13 protein-coding genes are annotated in these 18,344 nt (G+C 52.4%); 5 read left to right on the forward strand and 8 right to left on the reverse strand.

The genetic code is table 11. The features are described 5' to 3' along the window. Nucleotides 1-17: 17 nt before the first annotated feature. From SPSPH_RS13740 to SPSPH_RS13755, 4 genes are all read right to left on the reverse strand, one after another. Entirely contained in the window at nt 18-1,430 is a 1,413-nt protein-coding gene (locus SPSPH_RS13740) for a radical SAM family RiPP maturation amino acid epimerase (RefSeq protein ID WP_075756624.1), read from the reverse strand. A gap of 89 nt (nt 1,431-1,519) precedes the next feature. Beyond that, nucleotides 1,520-1,756: a Nif11-like leader peptide family RiPP precursor gene (locus tag SPSPH_RS13745; RefSeq protein ID WP_075756623.1), complete on the reverse strand. Its 237-nt coding sequence runs from the start codon at nt 1,754-1,756 to the stop codon at nt 1,520-1,522. Nucleotides 1,757-1,955: 199 nt separating this feature from the next. Further along, entirely contained in the window at nt 1,956-2,330 is a 375-nt protein-coding gene (locus SPSPH_RS13750; protein WP_143559008.1) for a hypothetical protein, read from the reverse strand. Next, nucleotides 2,327-2,887: an RNA polymerase sigma factor gene (locus tag SPSPH_RS13755; protein WP_075756621.1), complete on the reverse strand. Its 561-nt coding sequence runs from the start codon at nt 2,885-2,887 to the stop codon at nt 2,327-2,329. Before SPSPH_RS13755 ends, SPSPH_RS13750 begins: the two co-directional genes overlap by 4 nt. Nucleotides 2,888-3,190: 303 nt before the next feature. Here SPSPH_RS13755 and SPSPH_RS13760 point away from each other — a divergent pair, with 303 nt between their 5' ends. After that, on the forward strand, nt 3,191-6,304 hold the full coding sequence (locus SPSPH_RS13760; protein WP_198930940.1) for a hypothetical protein: 3,114 nt from the start codon (nt 3,191-3,193) through the stop codon (nt 6,302-6,304). A gap of 144 nt (nt 6,305-6,448) precedes the next feature. Here the strand turns inward: SPSPH_RS13760 and SPSPH_RS13765 are convergent, their stop codons facing one another. Genes SPSPH_RS13765 through SPSPH_RS13780 form a run of 4 tightly spaced genes read right to left on the reverse strand, consistent with a single transcriptional unit; the run spans nt 6,449 to nt 13,651 of the window. Continuing rightward, nucleotides 6,449-9,250 (reverse strand): NHLP bacteriocin export ABC transporter permease/ATPase subunit, encoded by a 2,802-nt coding sequence (locus SPSPH_RS13765; RefSeq protein ID WP_075756620.1) that lies wholly within the window; start codon nt 9,248-9,250, stop codon nt 6,449-6,451. A 21-nt stretch (nt 9,251-9,271) separates the two neighbouring features. Further along, nucleotides 9,272-11,491, reverse strand: coding sequence for an NHLP family bacteriocin export ABC transporter peptidase/permease/ATPase subunit (locus tag SPSPH_RS13770; RefSeq protein ID WP_075756619.1), 2,220 nt, complete (start codon nt 11,489-11,491; stop codon nt 9,272-9,274). 2 nt (nt 11,492-11,493) lie between these two features. Beyond that, complete coding sequence (locus SPSPH_RS13775; RefSeq protein ID WP_075756618.1) at nt 11,494-12,465, reverse strand: NHLP bacteriocin system secretion protein; 972 nt, start codon at nt 12,463-12,465, stop codon at nt 11,494-11,496. A gap of 16 nt (nt 12,466-12,481) precedes the next feature. Continuing rightward, entirely contained in the window at nt 12,482-13,651 is a 1,170-nt protein-coding gene (locus SPSPH_RS13780) for an efflux RND transporter periplasmic adaptor subunit (RefSeq protein WP_075756617.1), read from the reverse strand. A 320-nt stretch (nt 13,652-13,971) separates the two neighbouring features. Here SPSPH_RS13780 and SPSPH_RS13785 point away from each other — a divergent pair, with 320 nt between their 5' ends. From SPSPH_RS13785 to SPSPH_RS13800, 4 genes are all read left to right on the forward strand, one after another. Then, nucleotides 13,972-14,526 carry a TetR/AcrR family transcriptional regulator gene (locus SPSPH_RS13785; RefSeq protein ID WP_075756616.1) on the forward strand — a complete coding sequence of 185 codons (555 nt, stop codon included), beginning with the start codon at nt 13,972-13,974 and terminating at the stop codon, nt 14,524-14,526. A 224-nt stretch (nt 14,527-14,750) separates the two neighbouring features. Continuing rightward, nucleotides 14,751-15,782, forward strand: coding sequence for an HlyD family secretion protein (locus tag SPSPH_RS13790; RefSeq protein ID WP_075756615.1), 1,032 nt, complete (start codon nt 14,751-14,753; stop codon nt 15,780-15,782). Beyond that, the gene (locus SPSPH_RS13795; RefSeq protein WP_075756614.1) at nt 15,779-16,945 is read left to right on the forward strand and encodes an ABC transporter permease; all 1,167 of its coding nucleotides are present in this window, start codon (nt 15,779-15,781) and stop codon (nt 16,943-16,945) included. Before SPSPH_RS13790 ends, SPSPH_RS13795 begins: the two co-directional genes overlap by 4 nt. Beyond that, a complete protein-coding gene (locus SPSPH_RS13800; protein WP_075756613.1) occupies nt 16,942-18,108 on the forward strand; it encodes an ABC transporter permease in 1,167 nt (388 codons plus the stop codon). Before SPSPH_RS13795 ends, SPSPH_RS13800 begins: the two co-directional genes overlap by 4 nt. The last annotated feature ends 236 nt before the right edge of the window (nt 18,109-18,344 follow it).

Here is an 18,344-nt window from a genome sequence, read left to right on the forward strand (position 1 = left end):
TTTTTTAGTCTGGCCACTTATAGCAGATTTTCTTCCAGCAGGCCTTGTTCAAACAACCTGTGAATCGAAGACGCTACCGCCAGAACATCCTGGCGTTGAGCTGCAATTTCCTCCAGTACATCTCCTACGGTCAGGTTTCCCTGTGCGATGAACCGGCCAAGCTGAACCAGTTGAGGAGCGCCTGTCAGCTTATGCAGCCGATAAGCGCTGTGAAGCTCGAACCCTTCCGGCAAAGAGGTAAGCACCAGGTCTTGCCGAAAGGCCAGCGTGTCCGCCGGCGTCATATGCTCAGGCATACAGGTTTCTATGGTCTTGACAATAAAACCATCCAGTTCCGCCGCAGTCGCAAAACTGCCTTCAGCGTGGACACGGTAGCCCAAAGGCCAGCGCTCCGACGGCGGGCAGGGACTGATCAGGCGTACCGAGCGCTCTACCATGTTTATCAGATAACCGGACAGACAGCAAATGGTATGGGTAGTAACGAATTTGGCCTGAGAATCGGCCGGAACGGCCCGGCGGTTACGGCCCGAACGGGCCATAAGCCGGGACCAGGTGTCCGAATGCTGCAGGATAAGCTCTGTCAAAGCCAAATCCTCGGCGGAAAACTCCTGATGCACCCGGCGCAGAAGCTCGGTTGAATGAATGGAAAAGCGATCCGCTGACGTGACATGTTCACGGCGGAACCGCAGCAATTCCCGCGTCCAGTCAAGCTTGCGCAGCGGGGCTGCCGTGGTGGTCTGCGGACAACTACCTGTTTTCTTCCAATAATCGCCCAGAAACTTGAAATAATCAGAGTTATCACTTGGCTCGGTCGCCCAATAACACAGCCCAATCCCGACTGTAGTACCGAGGCGCGCTGCCACTACATCAAGGACAGTCTGCCACAGCCGGGCATTCTCGTCAGTATACATAAACACTGCCTGCAGGGGTTCAGCCGCAAGACCGCAAAAAGAGCAGCCCATGGAACACCCCTTGCTCAATTCAAATGCGGCGGTCGCATGAACAATGGCCGCATTAGTTTCCTGGCCCAGCTGGCTTTGGCAGCGGTTTACCTGACGCTGGCGCCAGGCATTAAACCGGTGGCTGGGGCTTTCTCCTCCCCGCTGACGCAAAAGCTCCCGTACCCCGGCGGCCGCCTCGCAATAACGCCGCCACAACAGCGCCTGCGGCTTGTCCGCCAATTCCGCGGTTGAAACTTCCTTCAGCATAAACAGTTCCGGGAACAATACCGCCAGTTGCTCTGGCTCCACACCGGCTATTCCCCTTGCCCGCAACAGGGCTTCACACCCGGCGGCGTTCTCCTGCAGCGCCACGTAAAATTCCGGATCCCCAACGACACACTCAAAGAAGCGTTTGATATGAGGAATCAGCCTTTTTTCGGCCGCGTTGATTTGGGAATTAAAATCTCCGCAAAAGTGCAGTTCGTGCATACTACATCACCATCCCCCTGATAAGTCGCCGTTTATCTGCAAACCGGCCCGGGTGCTGATAGCGCCCGGGCCGCAAAAATCAAGGTCTTTTAAATCACAATTACCTTTCCTAATACCAGAGAGACACCGCCAGCCACCTTGTCCAGCTGTTCCTCAGACAGTTCAGCCGATTTGACACCGGCTTCCAGCTCAGCAACCGTAAAATTATAGCCCTTGGCATTGGCATAGGCCACAATTTTCGCCAAATCATTACCGGCTTTCGTTACCTCTTCCAACATTTCCTTGTTCTCCTTAAGGTCTTTGTTAAAGCGTTGGATTTCACTCATTATTCATTCTCCTCCTTTATATTTGGTTAAGGGATGCCCTTCCCCAAGACCCTGCCAGGAAATAGCGAACCAGGGAAGCAGCCATCTCTACCAGTAAATACGTTGCAGTGCAAATTCTATTACACAGGCTGACCAATATTTTTCGTGTGCAAAAACAAGCGCAGCCTCCCCTCGGAGGATTAGCTAGCTTGTTACACTGTTAGCGGCAGCAGGGGCACTTCCCCTGCCTCCCACCCTCACTCGCCCCACAGCGGGGACAAACAGTTCCCACTCCCGCTCCGGCGGCAGTCACAAGCTCCAGCTCTGCTTCTGTCAATTCGCCCTCCGGCCTGCCGTCGTCAGCCACAGCGGCCAGGCTGACGGTATCTGTCGGCGACAGCCTGCCCAAGAGCTGTTGCCGCAAACTCTCCCTGATTTTGCTGTTGCTGCTGAGATCAGCGGCAACCATACTTTGGGCCAGCCTGATGAGCCCGGCTAGCTCACCGTCTGCTACCGGCCCGAGGTCTGTTTCCCCTGCCAGGATCCGGTCCAGATAGGACAAGAACAGTTCAGCCTTAGTCCCTTCCGTCATCAATACTCAACCCCCTGGCTTTCCAGAATCAGGCGCAGCCGCCGCATAGCCCGGAACAGAATAACGCCTGTATGGCTTTCGCTGATGCCGATAAATCCGGCAATTTCCCGGTTAGAAAATTCGCTCCAAAACTTGAGGGCAATAATTTCCCGTTCCCGCTGAGATAACGAGGCCAAAGCCTCCCGCAAATGCTGCCGAAGTTCACGGGTAACCGCCTTGTCTTCAGGCCCCGGCCGGGAGTCGGAAAAGTCGGGGATTGCCTCCAGAGAGGTGACTGGCCGTGAGTTCCGCCGATAATAATCAATCACGGTGTTGCGGGCTATAGTGAAGATCCATACCGGCAAAGAAGCCTTTTCCCTCTGATAGCGGTTCAGGCTGGTAAAAAGCTTGACAAAGATCTCATTGCTCAAATCGTCTGCGTCATGATAGTTGCTCACCCGGTAAAGGACATAATGGTATATCCGCGGGAAGTACTCCCGGTAAATTTCGTCAAAAAACCGGTGACTATCATTATCCGGTGTAAGCCATGCCCCCTCCTCCATTTGCGTCAGCCTGACCATCCTCCCACAGTCCTCCCCCAACCAATATTCCCAGCCTGCCGCACCGGTTTACTCATCCGGAAAACGCCTTGCCTTACTGTATTAATTATAAAAAAGTGGCTACCACCAAAACTGCCGCCAGTCGCCATTTCCTCAACAATCACCGCCAGATTTCGACTCAGTCTGTATTGTCCGCTGCAAAGAAGCGGGAAATTTGTCTTGCCAACCGGAATTCGGCTCGATATTATTCGAAACTTCGCTTATAATGAAAAAAGAAGTTACCCCGGAAAAAGGCCGCGCAGGCCGTGAAGGAGGCAAACAAGTTTGCAATATATCACTCCCAAAGAGGCCGCAGCAAAGTGGGGGATATCCCAGCGCCGGGTCCATACTCTCTGCCAGGAAGGCAGGATCAGGGGTGCGGAACGTCATGGCTGGACATGGCTGCTTCCCGAAACAGCAACCAAGCCAAACGATGCCAGAATCAAATTAGGCCGTTATGTCAGACAAAAAAATAAGCTGCCGCTTTTGCCGGCAGGTGACGGCATCATTTTTCGTTCGCGCCTGGTAGAGAAAGTCCGTCCTTCCGGCAGCAAACTTACCTATATTCATGCCGGCGCAGGGTATGGCAAAACCACGCTGATGCTGCAATACGCTCAGGGCCGGAATGATGTGGTCTGGCTGCCCCTGGATGACAGGGACAGTGATGCGCCATATTTCCTGGGCCATTTGGAGTCATCCCTGCGGGAAAAGCTGGGGAAATTCGAATTTTATGCCGCCGACTATATTCCCTTTGTTCACAGTGAGCGGTTAGCCTCCATCCTGTTGCCTGCCCTGTTGGCGGCCATCGGCCAGCGAAGAGTGTCAATCCTCATGGATGATGTGCATATGATTCATAACCCTGCCATCACCGTCTTACTCACGGCCTGGGCAATGGCCTGCCCGCCCACGCTCTCCCTGATCATGGCCAGCCGCCATGAACCGTGGGATGGGCTGCTTCCCTTGAAGCTGACCGGCAAAATGGCCGAATTTTCCCAGCAGGATTTATGCTTCAGCAGTGAAGAGGCTGAACAGCTTTTAGGTTTTGGGGATGATGCCATCTATAGGGCCACCGAAGGCTGGACGCTAGGCCTCCAATCCTACCGTCTGGCTGCAAAGGGCGGCAGGTCCCTTCCCGCAGCAAGGCTCTATGCCGAACAAGACCTCTACCGCTATCTCTTGCAGGAGATCATAGCGCAGCTGCCTGCCGAGACCCAGTTTTTTTTGAAAGCTACCGCCGGTCTGCCTGTGCTGGACCCTGCCTTCTGCGATATCCTCCTTGGCCTCGGCAACAGCCGGGAGCTATTCGAGGGCCTTGTCCTGCGCAATATCTTCACAGAGCGCCATGCTGGCTCAACCTACCGCCACCACGCCTTTTTCCGGGCTTTTTTGCAACAAATTAGCGAGGGACTGGACCAAGAAACCCTGAAGAAAGCCCAGACTTTCTGTTACGAAAGCGGGGATTACGCGCAGGCCGCCGAGTATGCCCTGCTGCTTGAGGACAGCCGGGCAGTTCAGAATTGCCTCGGCGCCATGCTGGCCCTGCCTTTTGCCTGGAACCATAACCAAGGCCTGAGAAAATATTTTGACTTTCTCGAAAAACACGCCGCCGAATTGTCCCCCCGGGTTATGCTGGCTAAAGGCATGGTTTTATCCGATCTGGGAGATTTTCATCAGGCAGAAAAATATTTACGAACCGCTATTGACCGTTTAAGCGGCAATGAGCAAAGCCTCTACCGGTACGCTATGACCCATATGGCCAGAGTGCTCCGCAACAAGGTTTCTTTCGGGGAAAGCACCCGCTGCCTTGACAGCCTACTGCCTTTGCCGCCGGACGCACCCATGCAGGATTGGTACGCTGTGGTCATTGAAAAAATCTACAATCTGACCATGACTTCCCGGCTTACCGAGGCGCTGGAACTGACCATGAGCATGGTGGAGCAATGCCTGAGCAGGGGAGAACTCGGAGTGAAGGCATGGTTTGAACGCTATCTGACAACAGTTTATTTTTATCTTGGGGATTACAAAAGCTGTCTGCAGGTTTATGAAAAATCGCTCTCCATTCCCCGTGAGGAGCAGGACTGGCTATTGCGCCACAGTGTAGGCGCCTATGCGGCCAAGGCTTACCAGATTACTGGCCGGGAAGAGAAGGCGCTGCCCTTGCTGGACGCAGAATTGACACGTTTAAAACAGCTGGGATTGTATGAAGAGTACAGCATACATTATCTCCTTTATGTGGAAGTCCTCCATGCAGAAGAGCTGTTGAAATGTTATTGCGGTCTGCCTTTTGATTTTTCCATTATTGACCAGCCTCTCAGCCTGGCGAAGGAATATGCCGTGCTAAACCGCAGCACCCGCGATCATTATCTGTTCATAAATATCTGGAAGCTTTGCGCCGGCTTGCTGGCACAACCGGAAAAGGCCGGTCAGTCGATCAGTGAAATTCTCACTCTCCTGGAAAAGACTACGCCTTTTTTCCAGTCGCTGGCCTATGGGCGCATGGCCAATGCGCTGGACACGCTGGGGCTGGATAGTGAGCAGTGCAAGCACTTTTTCCATCAATCCATCCGGATTGGCGAAGATATTGGCAGCTATGCCTACGCTGCCATCGCCTATGGAAGACTGGCGGCAATTTACCTGCGGGAAGGTAAGCCGGAGACAGCCAAAGAATGCACCCGGCACTTTTTAGAACTGTCCCGCAAAAATGCTCACCGCTATTACCTGCGCTTCAAACCCCTGTTTGCTCCGGTCCTCAAACTGGCTGCTGAATGTGGCATTACACCTGAATTCACGCAGGAAATGCTGTCCTATGGCGGCTATACCGTGGAACGGGTTTATCTGCATACCCTTGGCACTTTCCACATCGCCCCCGCCTATGACAGGACAAGCCGGGTTAAAATCCGTACGCAAAAAGCGCGTGAGCTTCTGGCCTATTTACTGGAATACCGCGAGGGGGTTACCAGGGAGCAGATTTGCCGGGATGTATGGGAAAATAGCGAGGCCAATGCCGCCAACCTGTTCCACACCCGCCGGGGCGAAATCCGGCAGGCTTTCGAAAGCCTGGAAGCAACCAATCCGGTTGTGTATGAAAAGGGCATATATCGCCTGAACCCGGAGGAAATTATCTGCGATCTTGATCGTTTCCGGCAGGCAGCGGCAAAATTCCGGCAACAGCCCGGACCTGAAACTGCCCTAAAGGTGGTTGACGCTTATACCGGCCGATATCTGGACGATATGGAAGCGCTATGGGCCGAAAGTACCAGGCTGGAGTGCGAGGACAGCTTTCTGGAGGCGGCCGAAACCCTGCTGGCAAGTTATCGGGCAGCGGGGAAAAAGGGCAAGGCCATGGAACTGCTCCGACGCTGTACGGCCTTGAGCTACCACGGACATACAGTACTTTAATAATCCGCCAAGCCGTACCCCATCCTATGACTTTGGCTTTGGCGAGCTACCGGTCTTTATAACGGCAAGAACAGGTAAAAAAACTATAAAAAAAGGAACTCCTTCGAAGGGATGTTCCTTTTTCTTACTGCATAGTATAAAGTTCTACGCCATCTGCCGGTGAGCCAGCGCGGAAAATAAGCCTTTTTCTGTCATCAGTTCAGCATACGTCCCATGCTCCACAATCTCGCCCTTATCCAATACATAAATAACATCAGCGTTGATCACCGTGCTCAGACGGTGTGCCACAACAATGCGAGTGGCTTTCAACCTGCTAAGGCTTTCTGTTACCATGGCCTGCGTCCTGTTATCTAGCGCGCTGGTAGCCTCGTCAAACAGGATAATCCGCGGCCGGTGGACAATGGAACGGGCTATCAGGATTCGCTGCCGTTGACCGCCGGAAATATTCGAAGCCCCTTCGCTGATTATGGTGTGCATCCCCATTGGCATAGTACGGATATCCTCAGCCAGCCCCACCATTTCCGCCGCCTGCCAGGCATCATCGGTAGTCAGCGGTAACGAACCGATAATATTGGTGAGAATATCACCAGCCATCAACTGGCCATTTTGCAGCACAACTCCCATCTGCGCCCGCACAGAGGCTACGTCCACTTCCGCCAGTTCCTGGCCATCATAGTAAATGGAGCCTGTCTCTGGTTTTTCAAACCCCAGCAAAAGACGCAGCAGTGTAGATTTGCCACTGCCGGAAGACCCCACAAGGGCAATACATTGTCCCGGACGCACATTCATGGATATATTATGCAGTACCGGAGGCAGGTCGGGGGCATAGCGGAACGAGACATTGCTGATCTCAATTCGGCCGCTCAATTCGCCGGCCTCAGCCTTATCCTCGCTTGTTTCGGGTTCAGTCTCCAGAACAGGGCGCAGCCGTTCCATTTGGGGCACAAATTCAAGCAGATTGGTGCTCACTGATACCAGTCCTGTCAAGGTGGCGTTACATCCGGCCAGCGCCGCATGAAAAGCCATAAATTGAGGAAAGGTTATGAAGGCTGCTTGCGTTCCGATTCCTTGCTCAAGCCAGTCCAGCGTCAGCCAGAAAACCAGCATGGTTAACAACACCGGCTGCAGGGTGTTGACGATTTCCAGCCAATTGGACTTCCAGCGAAAATCCCTGTTCCATTTCCATTGCTCGCCAAACTTCCGGGACCATAAATAAAAAGCCTGGGCTTCCGCCCCTTGCATCCGGAATTTGCTCAAACCGTTAAATATCTGGAGTATTTGACCGGCTGTTTCGCCCGCCGCTTCTATCATCCGGCGCTTGGCTATCACCATCTGCCATTGGAGCAAGGTACTCACACCAAGGTAAACAAACCATACCGCCCCCGCCGCCAGGGTCAGCTTCCAGCTGTAATACAGCATGACCAGCAGTATCCAAAAAGAGAAAACCGCATTAAATAAAGCCGACACCGCCGAGTTGGAAAGCAAGGTGAACCATTGCGTGATACTATTCATGCGCTGAGCTAAATCACCGGCCTCATACTGCCGGAAAAAAGCAACCGGTAAGGACAAAAGACGCAGCCACAAAGCTGCCTCGACAACCAGCCGCGCCCGACTTTTACATCTCAACACAGCAATACTCCGGGCGAAAGCAACGCCGGCTGTGGCAAAAGCGGCCACTACCATAACCTGTACAACCATTACCAGGCCCTGGCGGTCATTAACGGGGATAATATGTTCAAAAATAGTCTGCGTAACAAAAGGTAGCAATACCGGAACAACACTAGCTATCATACTGATAAGGACAATCGACCATACATCACTGGACCAGCACTTTTTGAACATGAAGCTCAGCAAGCCGGATAAACCAAGTGATTTCCCGGGCAACCCGGCATATATTGTATAAGCAATAAGGTCAAGGCTGCAGGTGGTCTCTTCCCCGATCACTGTCATTTCCTTGCTGTCGGGATCAAACAGGCGGTATTGGGACGGCGACCCCGGCAACAACGCTACCAGCCGCCGTTCCGGTCCCCGGAAACCAATCAGTGGACCATTGTCCCGCCTTTGCCAGCCCGGTTCCAGACATACCTGACGCACCTGCATCCCGGACAAGCGGACAACTCTTCTCAGCATGGCAATATCCTGCCTGAGCGGGTCGGCTCCCGCCGGCAGACGCACCCGCCGTTCTGCGATGCCCAACCAGCAGGCCACAGCCCTTACCACCGCCAATACAGGAGAGTATGTGCCATCCATTGCCGCTACAGGCGACAATTCGGGCATATCGGTACGCAGCAGCTGATTGGCGGCACCGTACAATAGCCGTTCCCGCAACTGCCTTCTGGTCATCAACCGCTCGCTATCGCGCAATTCCTCGCCGGCAAACCAATCGGCCATCGAGGCTGCGAACAATTGATGACAGCGCTCCAATGGCTGCCAAAACAGCTGTGGCTTCTCCCTGCCCGCCGAAGAGAAAATATCTGCTGTGGACAATCCCTGGAGTACGGCAGCGGTTTCTACCGCCAGCGACACAGCTTCTCCCGGCGCTGACAGCGAAAAGCTCCTTGGTCCTGCCTGCATTTCCGGTCCGGCCAGCAATATCTCCAACCAGGTCTTAATCCCGGATACTATATTCTTCTGCCCGGATTCGCCGGTGTCACCAGCCCTTTGCAGAAACTCCGCCCGCGACAGGCAATATAGTCCGGCCTCTCTCGCGGCGCTCACTATAAGCCGGACCCCACCGTCCGGAGGCAAACCGAACAGGAGCTGCCCTTCCCCGGCCTGATCCAGAAAAAGCCGCCGGCAGTGCTGGCTATCCGCGGCAGTGACGGCATAGACATCCACCACGCCTTCACTCACCCACCATACCCTGTCCGGATCATCCAGCCACACAATCTGACTGTTATTTACTATTATTCGCGGCTCACCGGTCCTATTCGTTTCCCTGTCCATGCTTAACCTCCACGGTCACTATTAAAGCCAGCCTTTCACCCCTTCGGGCTCCTGCTGTGCCGCCGAAGGAAATTCAGTCCTGTCAGCGGCATCCTGTGCAACCAGCTGCCGATAAGGTCCGTCGACTGCCATCATTTCTTCATGCCTGCCACGCTGTACGACTTTACCGTGCTGCATAACGATAATTTCATCACAGTCCCTGATCGTACTCAATCGATGGGCAACCACCAGGCAGGCGCAGCCGCGGCGGCGGATATTACCCACGACCGTTTGCTCTGTCAGCGGGTCTAAGGCGCTGGTGGCTTCGTCAAGCACAAGCACAGAAGGGTTCACGGCCAACGCCCGGGCAAGCTCCAGCCGCTGCCGCTGCCCTCCGCTGAAATTCCGTCCTCCCTCTGCCACATTTGCCTCGTACCCGTTCTGTAATACGGCAATATCGTCGTGAATCGCGACATCCTTGGCGGCCCGCACAAGCTCATGCCGCGAAAGCGTAGCATCAAACAAGGAGATATTATCCGCCACCGTACCGGCGAACAGAACAATCTCCTGATCCACCGCCCCGACGGAGTTAACAACCACTTCCCGGGGAATGTGCCGGCGCGGCAGACCATCAAACAATACCTCCCCCAGCCACGGCTGATACAGGCCGCATACCAGCTTGGCCACCGTGGACTTGCCACTGCCTGAGCCGCCGACCAGCGCCACCCAGCGCCCCGGTTCAATCGTCAGGCTGAAATCTTCAACCAGGGGCGCTTCCGACCGGCTGTAGCCGAAGGTTACCTGCCTCAACTCCACATGGCCGGACAGCTTGGTCTTGCCACTACTCCACGAAGACTCATCAGAGTAGTTAGCCTGATCAATTGGATAGCGCGACACATCATCAAGACGCTGCATCTGCATTTGAGTCGTCTGCAATGACTGGCCCAGATTGAGCAGATTGTTCAGCGGTTCCTGAAATTTACCCATCAAATTCTGAAAAGCCATAAAAATACCGGCGGTCATCAAGCCGTCCATGATTTGAAAGCCGCCTACCGCCATAATAACGGCGGTATTCAAGCTGGTCAGAAATGCCGGCGCAAGCATCATCGTTTGGGAGGAAAGCTCAATTTTCTGCTGCGTCTCCAGCAATTTACTCTGATAACCCGCCCATTTATTGAAAAAATCGCCCTCATTGCCGCTGGCCTTTAAGGTTTCGATGGTCTGAATACCGGCGATGGCCATACCATAGGCTTTGGCCGCATCCTGCTGGATTTTCATCTGCTGCTCGGTCATCCAGCGAAACATCAGCAGGAGAATGCCCGCATTAATCAGGCTGAACACCATGCCGATAAGGGTCAGGGTAGCATTATATTGAAACAGCAGACTCAAATAAAACAGCGCTATCAGCACATCCAGGAACACGGTGGCCGCCTGGCCGGTCAATATCGACGCCACCGTTTCATTAAACTGCACCCGTGAAGCCACTTCGCCCCCGTAACGCTGTTGAAAAAACTCCATCGGCAGCCGGAGCAGATGCCAGAAAAAGCGGCTGGACTCCCCGATGGTAAGCGCGCCCTGCCAACGGGTAAGACACCAGGAACGCAGCCAGGTCAGCGCCCCTTGCAGCACCGCCGCCAGTCCCATAGCCAGCAGCAAACCGGCAAGCCAGTCCGTATGTTTAAGCGACAGGACATCATCCAAAAATACCTGACTGAACACCGGGATAGCCAGCCCGGGAACAATCAGCCCGGCACCTGTCAACAACGCAAAAGCCAGCGTTTTCTCCTGGCCATAAAGCCGTCTGGCCAAAACCGGAATAATCCCCCGCGTTGCTCCACCCTTTTGAAAACCCGGTCCGGGCTTCAACTGGAGCACTATGCCGGTAAAGGACGCGGCAAATTCCTCCCAGGTTACAGTCCTGTGGCCGGCTGCCGGATCATTCAGATAAACAAGTCTGTCTGTAAAACCTTCCAATACTAGAAAATGGTTAAAATTCCAGTGAATGATCAGCGGTAATTCCCTGTCCTGCAATCCCTCCGCGCTGTCACGGAAACCGACACCCTCCATTCCCAGATGCCGGGCGGCTTTCAAAATATTGCTGGCCTTACTGCCGTCACGGGACACGCCGCATTCCAGTCGCAGCTGCTCCAGGGGCAGGAACAGTCCGTAATAAGCGAGGACTATCCCCAAAGACGCAGCCCCGCATTCCACCGCCTCCATTTGCAAAACCGCCGGGGTTTTGACGCGTCGTGTTGCCGCCATAGTCAATCACTCCGCAGCCATTGGTTTAATTTCAAAAAAGCTTTGGCAATCGGTGCCTGTCGTTTCACCACAATATTGCCGGTGCAAGCTGTTCCTGCCGTAATCTTCTCCGGCGCACCATGAATGGAAGACCACAAATACCCCGTCTCGGTATCATTGTCCTTGATCAAATCAATCTGTACCTCCATGGCTGCACCGCCAGTTTGCTGCAACACCCAGGCGGTCAGCTCCTTATTGCCTGTCCAGTTGGTCATACTGTCAGCCAGAACAGGATAGTTGGATACTGTACGCACCTGGCCGATCAGACTGCCATATTCCGCAGCGTCCACGGAACCGGGTACAATCTGCGCCATCATCCCCGGCTTGATTTTCTTGCCCTCCAGCACTGGCACATACAGCAAAACTATCATTTCACCCCGTGCGGCTTCGTCGATACGCACACTCAACAGCGGCGTTCCTGGCGTCAACACATCGCCTACCCCATCTGCTATCCAATCGGCAACAATTCCTTCCACCGGGCTGAGCACCTGACTACTCCGTCTCAGTTTATCCTGGAGCTCATTTAAACTGGCTGCCAGATTCGCCATTTCCTTGCGGGACATAGCGATATTAATCTCCTGATTTATCCGGGCAATCTGCGCCTCTAAATCCGGCTGCTCCACCGTAGCCACAACCTGCCCGCGCTGTACCCGGTCACCGACTTTCACCCGTATTTCCGCCAGCCGTCCACCGGCATCGGAGCTGATATTGACCAGACCATCAGCATCAATGATCAAACCACTCCCGTTAACTTTGGTGGCCATCACACCGAAAACCGACCACATCAGGGCGGAAAATACCAGCAGCAACACCGTGGCTAGAGCGATCCAGGCCACAGGTGTGACCGGCGCAAATAACTTATCCAATTGCTCCGGTGAACGCAACTTTTCCAGCGCTTCCTGCCGGAATAATCCCTCAGTTTGTTCTTTCCGCATCGTTCGGTTGTCCTTTCTACGGCTGCTGTATTACCTGCACTTTCATGCCTGATGTGAACTCGGCGTATTTGCCGACCACCACAACCGTCTCGTTTTCCGCTAACCCAGCTTCCACTTCCACATATTCGTCATCCTGAATCCCGGTTTTGATCTGCCGTCGTTCCAGCCGGCTGTCCGGGCCGACCACCAAAACAAAAGGCTCCCTATCCCCGATTACGGCCTCCTGCGGCACAGACAATACCTGCCGTTTGTCTGTGCCATAAATTTTGACTTGATAATACATGCCTGTCTCCAGCAAGCCGGCGGAATTATCTATTTGATACTCCACGGTACGGTACTGGGCCGGCGTGTCTAGCGGCGGCGATACTTTCGCAAGCCGCAGTTCAAAATCATTGTCCCCACCGGCATGCCTGCCTTTTATCTGCGAAACATAGGCCATCTCCATCACTTCGCTTTTTTTCACCGCCAGCTTAAGGGTCCCTGCAAGCGGCTGCAATTGTTCCATGACCTCGCTGGCAACATGCTTGCGAAAATACAGGGATGTCTGTTCGCTAAGCATCACCAGCGAGTCCTCGGTACGCACCACCGCTCCCGGAGAATAATACACTTGCATAACATCGCCGTCACAGGGCGCCACGATTTGCTGCTTCCCCAGCCGGGTAATCAGTTCTCCGTGATATGCCCGGGCTGAGGCCAGTTCCCCTTCGGCAACCCTCAGGCTGGTGGACGCTTCATCCAACTGCTGCTGAGAAATAGCATTCTGGGCCGCCAGGGTCTGATATCGCCGCAAGGTATTATCCCATTTCACAACATTAGCCTCACAGGAGCGAATCTTGCCTTCCGCCTGCAGCACTGCCGACGGCAACACATCATTAATAATCTCACCCAGCAGCTGCCCGGTCCGTACCCGTTCACCCGGATTGACAAAGACTTGGGCCAGAGTGCCGTCAATCTCGAAATGTACGTCCTGCATTTTTGAGGAATAGATATTGACAACCGGAAAATAGACTACCGGCACAATATCCCGGAACGTAGCCGGGGCGCCTTTCACCCGGACATACTGGGAAGCCGCCATTTTCGCCACATGAATATTGCTGCTGGCATTGACATAAATACCATACCCTGCCAATAAGCCAATTAAGACAATTGCACTACCAAAAAACGCATAAGCGTATCGTTTCGTCACGGCCCTCTCTCCCTATAGAATATTGCCGGTTTATCTTTTCCGCCACGGTGCGTCGTCCCGCGTTAAGCATTAATCATAAGGTTAATACGTTGACACTTTGTTTCTATTACACGCTTCTCCAATATTTATATAAATTTGCAAATCCGGTAAGGCTCACCATGCCTCAACCTTTGAGAAAGGAAAAATATTGAACAAAAGCGGCTAACGAGAGTAGCGAGATAAATTTATTATTGACAAGTGAAACCAAATGGCATAATATGCAATTGTAACTATTGTACCAATATTGTACTTATTGGTACAATATTAATGAGGTGATATATTTGCGTAACCGAATTATTATGGCAACCGTTGAAGAAATTAATTTGCGGGGTTTCAAATTCACCATGAGTGATCTTACCAAGCGTCTCAGCATCAGTAAATCATCGCTGTATGAGCATTTCTCCTCCAAAGACGAACTAATTGCTACAATAGTAGCTATCGTGTTGAATGATTTCCGCAAACAAGAGGAAAAAATCTATACTTCACATTTACCGATTACGGAAAAACTGAAGGCGGCGCTGACCATCACACCAGAAACCTTCGAACCCTTTCATAACCGTGTGTACGATGATCTTCGTCTGACCTATCCCAACGAATGGAAAAAGGTGACTCTGTTTCGCCAGGAGCGTATGGACCGCCTGGCCAACCTGCTGAGTGAGAATATGAAGGCAGGTACTATCCGGCACGTGCATTTAGGGGTCCTTCAACAAATGATTATTAGCACCATAAACGACTTGATCAGCTACCGCTTTCTCGCCGATCATAATATGACCTATCCGGATGCTGTGACAGCAATGCTGGATGTAATGATCCATGGAATCATGGTTAAAGAATAAATTATAAGTAATAAGCCTTCTCTAAGTAAACGCGCTATCGGCGCGCTTTACTTGTACCTGTTTGTACCAATAGGTACATTTTTGGTACTTATAAGTATCAAGTTTCCCTTGCTTGCACCGTTCTCCCTATTCTTTTCGTACAAACCCGCAAAAGAAATACCCACCAGTCGAGCTGGCGGGCTAAAAAACAGTAAATACTAACAATCCTGTTGGGAGGAAAGAAAATGCTTACAATAAAAAAAAATGTTACCAAACGCTTTATGCGCGGTTTAGCCTATACCTTGCTGTTGATTATGTCTGTCACTCTGTTTGCCGGCTGTGGCAGCCGCGAGACAACTCCTGAAGTATGGGGCCGGGCCGAAGCCAAGGAAGTCGATATTAATTCCAAAATACCGGGGAGGATCGTCAGCCTGCTCGTCAAAGAGGGCGACCGTGTGACGCAAGGGCAGGTATTGGCCCATATTGACAACCGGGACATTGTCGCCCAGGTAAATCAGGCCAAAGCCAATATCAATGCCTTTAACGCCCAAGCCGTTCAGGCGGCTACGGTTACTGTGCTGCAGGACCAAACCGCCAAAGCCGCCCTACATACTGCCCAGGCACAATTAGAAAAAGCCCGGTCTGATTTAGCCCTGGCGGAAAGCGATTATAACCGCTACAGCGAACTGCTGACCTCAGAGGCCATCTCCAGACAATTATTTGATACCTACCGTACTAAATACCAAGCGGCTCAGGCGGCATACAGCCAGGCACAGGCCGGTGTGGCAACAGCGCAGGCCGGTCTGCTGCAAACCAATGTGAATGCCGCCAACGAAGAAGCTGTACGCAGTAAAGTGGCTCAGGCTCAGGCGGCTTTGCAGCAGGTGGAAGTATCGCTGGATGAAACCGAAATACGTGCTCCGTTTGACGGTATTATCACCGCCAAATATGTGGAAGAAGGCGCCATGGTCTCTCAAGGCATGCCGCTGGTAGCCATTCAGAACCCGGTAGACAACTGGGTTAATCTCAAAGTCAAGGAGACTGAGCTTTCACGCTATTCACTTCAGCAGCAGGTCAAAATCCAGGGAAGGGACAGCAAGCTCGTCTTAGACGGAACGATTATTGATATTAGCAAAAAAGCGGAATTTGCCACCTACCGGGCCACGAACGAACGCGGTGACAACGATATTATTACTTTCAATGTCAAAATTCAGGTCAATTCCGATAAGCTCCGTCCCGGCATGCGCTTCAAGCTGATGGATGGTGTAAATCGATGAAGCTCAGTGACATTATACGGTCTGAGCTGCGGGCGCTGTTTGGCTCCAAATCGCCTGCCGCCGTGCTGCTGTTTGGCATACCCATACTCTATAGTATTTTTTTTGGGTGCGCCTATAGCAGCAATGTCGTAAAATATGTGCCCACCGTCATTTACGATCAGGACCAGACAACAGCCAGCCGGACATTAATCCAAGCCTATATTGATTCGGAGAAATATGAGGTGGTCGCTCAGGTAAGGACCCAGGAAGAGCTGGAGCAGTTGCTGCATGAAAACAAAGCGCTGGTTGCCGTCTCCATTCCGCCCAAATTTGCGCAAAATATCAAACTGGGTATGGCTTCCGAAATTCTGATCCAAACGAACTCGACCAATGTCATGTTTGCCAATGCCGCAATCTCCTCCAGTCAGGAGATTATCCAGACATTTTCGGCGGCGACCGGCCAAAAGCTATTGGAAGCGCTCAATCAAATGCCGGCTCAGGCCCTGCACACCGCTGCCCCGGTCAAATTGGGAATAAGAATTCTCAACAATCCGACCATTGCCTACACTAATTTTATGCTGCCCGGCTTAGTGGCAAATGGCCTGCAAATCGCAATTCTATTAGTAGCAGGCACTTTGATCGTTAAAGAATACGGGAACCTTTCCCGCTGGCAAGGAACTTCGTCGACGACAATCGTTATCGGTAAGCTACTGCCCTGCTGGCTGTGCGCGATCGGTTCCTTTCTGGCATACTTAGCTGTTATCATCCTCTTTTTCAATGTATCGTACCGGGGAGGAGTTTTCTTCGACCTATTCTTTTTGGGCGCTGCCTTTACCTTTCTCGTTGTCAGCATCAGTCTTTTCTTTTCCGCCATTGTCCGCAATGAAGTGGAAGCCTTGCAGATGCCGTTACTGTATATTATGCCCGGACTGTTGTACAGCGGCCTCAGTTGGCCCGCTTGGGCGATGGGTGATTTTGCCCGGGTCTTTTCCGCCTTCATGCCGCTCACCTACATGGCAGACAGCCTGCGCGATTTGCTGCTGGCAGGCTATTCACCGGCCCTGCTGCAAAATATCCTGATTATGTTTGCCGGCGGCAGTGTCCTCAACCTAATTACCATGCTGGTCTTTAACCACCGCCGGAAAAAGCTCCGGTTCAAGACCGTAAAGGAGGCAGCCCTATGAGCTGGCGGCAAATATGGAAACGGGAAATTCGCCAGATGTTCCTTGCGGACTGCAGGCGAGCCATCCTGCTTTTCGGAGCGCCTTTGGCTTACCTGCTCTTATTCAGCTTACTCTATGGCACACATACCATAAAAGCGGTTCCCCTGGTTATCTATGATGAGGATCAGACGCAGTTCAGCCGTACGCTTATCCAAGCCTTTGATGACTCCGAACGGTTCCGGATTGTTGACTATGTCGTATCACAGGATGATATGGAACAGACCCTGCGCGAAAAAGCAGTGTACGCAGCCGTGCACATTCCGAAAAAGTTTGCCCAGGACGCCAAGTCGGGACGGTCTGCTACGGTTCTCTTACTAACCGATGGCGCCAACATTCTCATTGCCAATACGGTAACTACAGCCGCTCAGGAAATTTTGGCCGGCTTTGCCAGAGAAACCGGCGCAAAACTGGCTGAAATAAACACTGGGCAAATGCCCACGATGGCAGCCAACAAAACAGCTCCTGTCGAGCTTCGTTTACGGGTGCTCAACAACCCGACGCAAAGCTATCTGTCCTTCTTTGTCCTGGGATTAGCCATGGCTGCCCTGCAGCAGGGTATTTTCCTGGCAGTCGGTGCCAGTATCCAAAATGAATATCAGCCTCCAGGCGAAGTAAGCTACACCCATCCCTGGACAATTGTCATCAAGCTTTTTCCTTACTGGCTTTCGGGTACACTCGCTTTCTTTATTACCTTAGCCGCTGCCACCCAACTATTTGGCATTCCCGGCAAAGCCTCTATATTTAGCTTGCTTCTGCTAGCGGTGACCTTCACTTTTGCAGCCGTTGCCTTTAGCGCTTTGCTTGCCTCCATCTGCAATTCTGAACTAACCTTTACCAGATTATCGATAGCCTATACCGTTCCGGCTTTCGTATTGTCCGGCTACACCTGGCCGCTGGAAGCCATGGACAGGATCGGGACCGTTCTATATTATGCCTTCCCCCTGTCTTATTTTTCCAATGTTGTCCGCGAGCTAATGCTTGCCGGCTATTCACCCCTGCTCTACCGGAACAGCCTTATTTTATTGCTAGGCGGAGCATTTTTCATTGCTATGGCAGTGGTATGTCACAGCCGGAGAATCAGGCATTGTCATAACATGGAAGCTGGCAAGCCGTATCAAGCGTAGTCATGCGCGCACAGCCGCCTTCACCAGCCGAAGGCGGCTTTTTTATTTCTCTCGCTGTGCTTCATATTTATATACTTTTTACTGCCCAACTGGGTTCCGGCAACGTGGCAAAGGCGAGTACAGACCAACATTATTATAGTGTTTTTTACTCTGATTAGAACGCAAGGTTATATAGCAAACTAAAGCAAACTGAACCATTGTTCAATTACGTGGGAAATGATGTCTAAAGAAAAGAA

This window comes from Sporomusa sphaeroides DSM 2875, assembly GCF_001941975.2.
GTDB classification, from domain to species: Bacteria; Bacillota; Negativicutes; order Sporomusales; family Sporomusaceae; genus Sporomusa; species Sporomusa sphaeroides.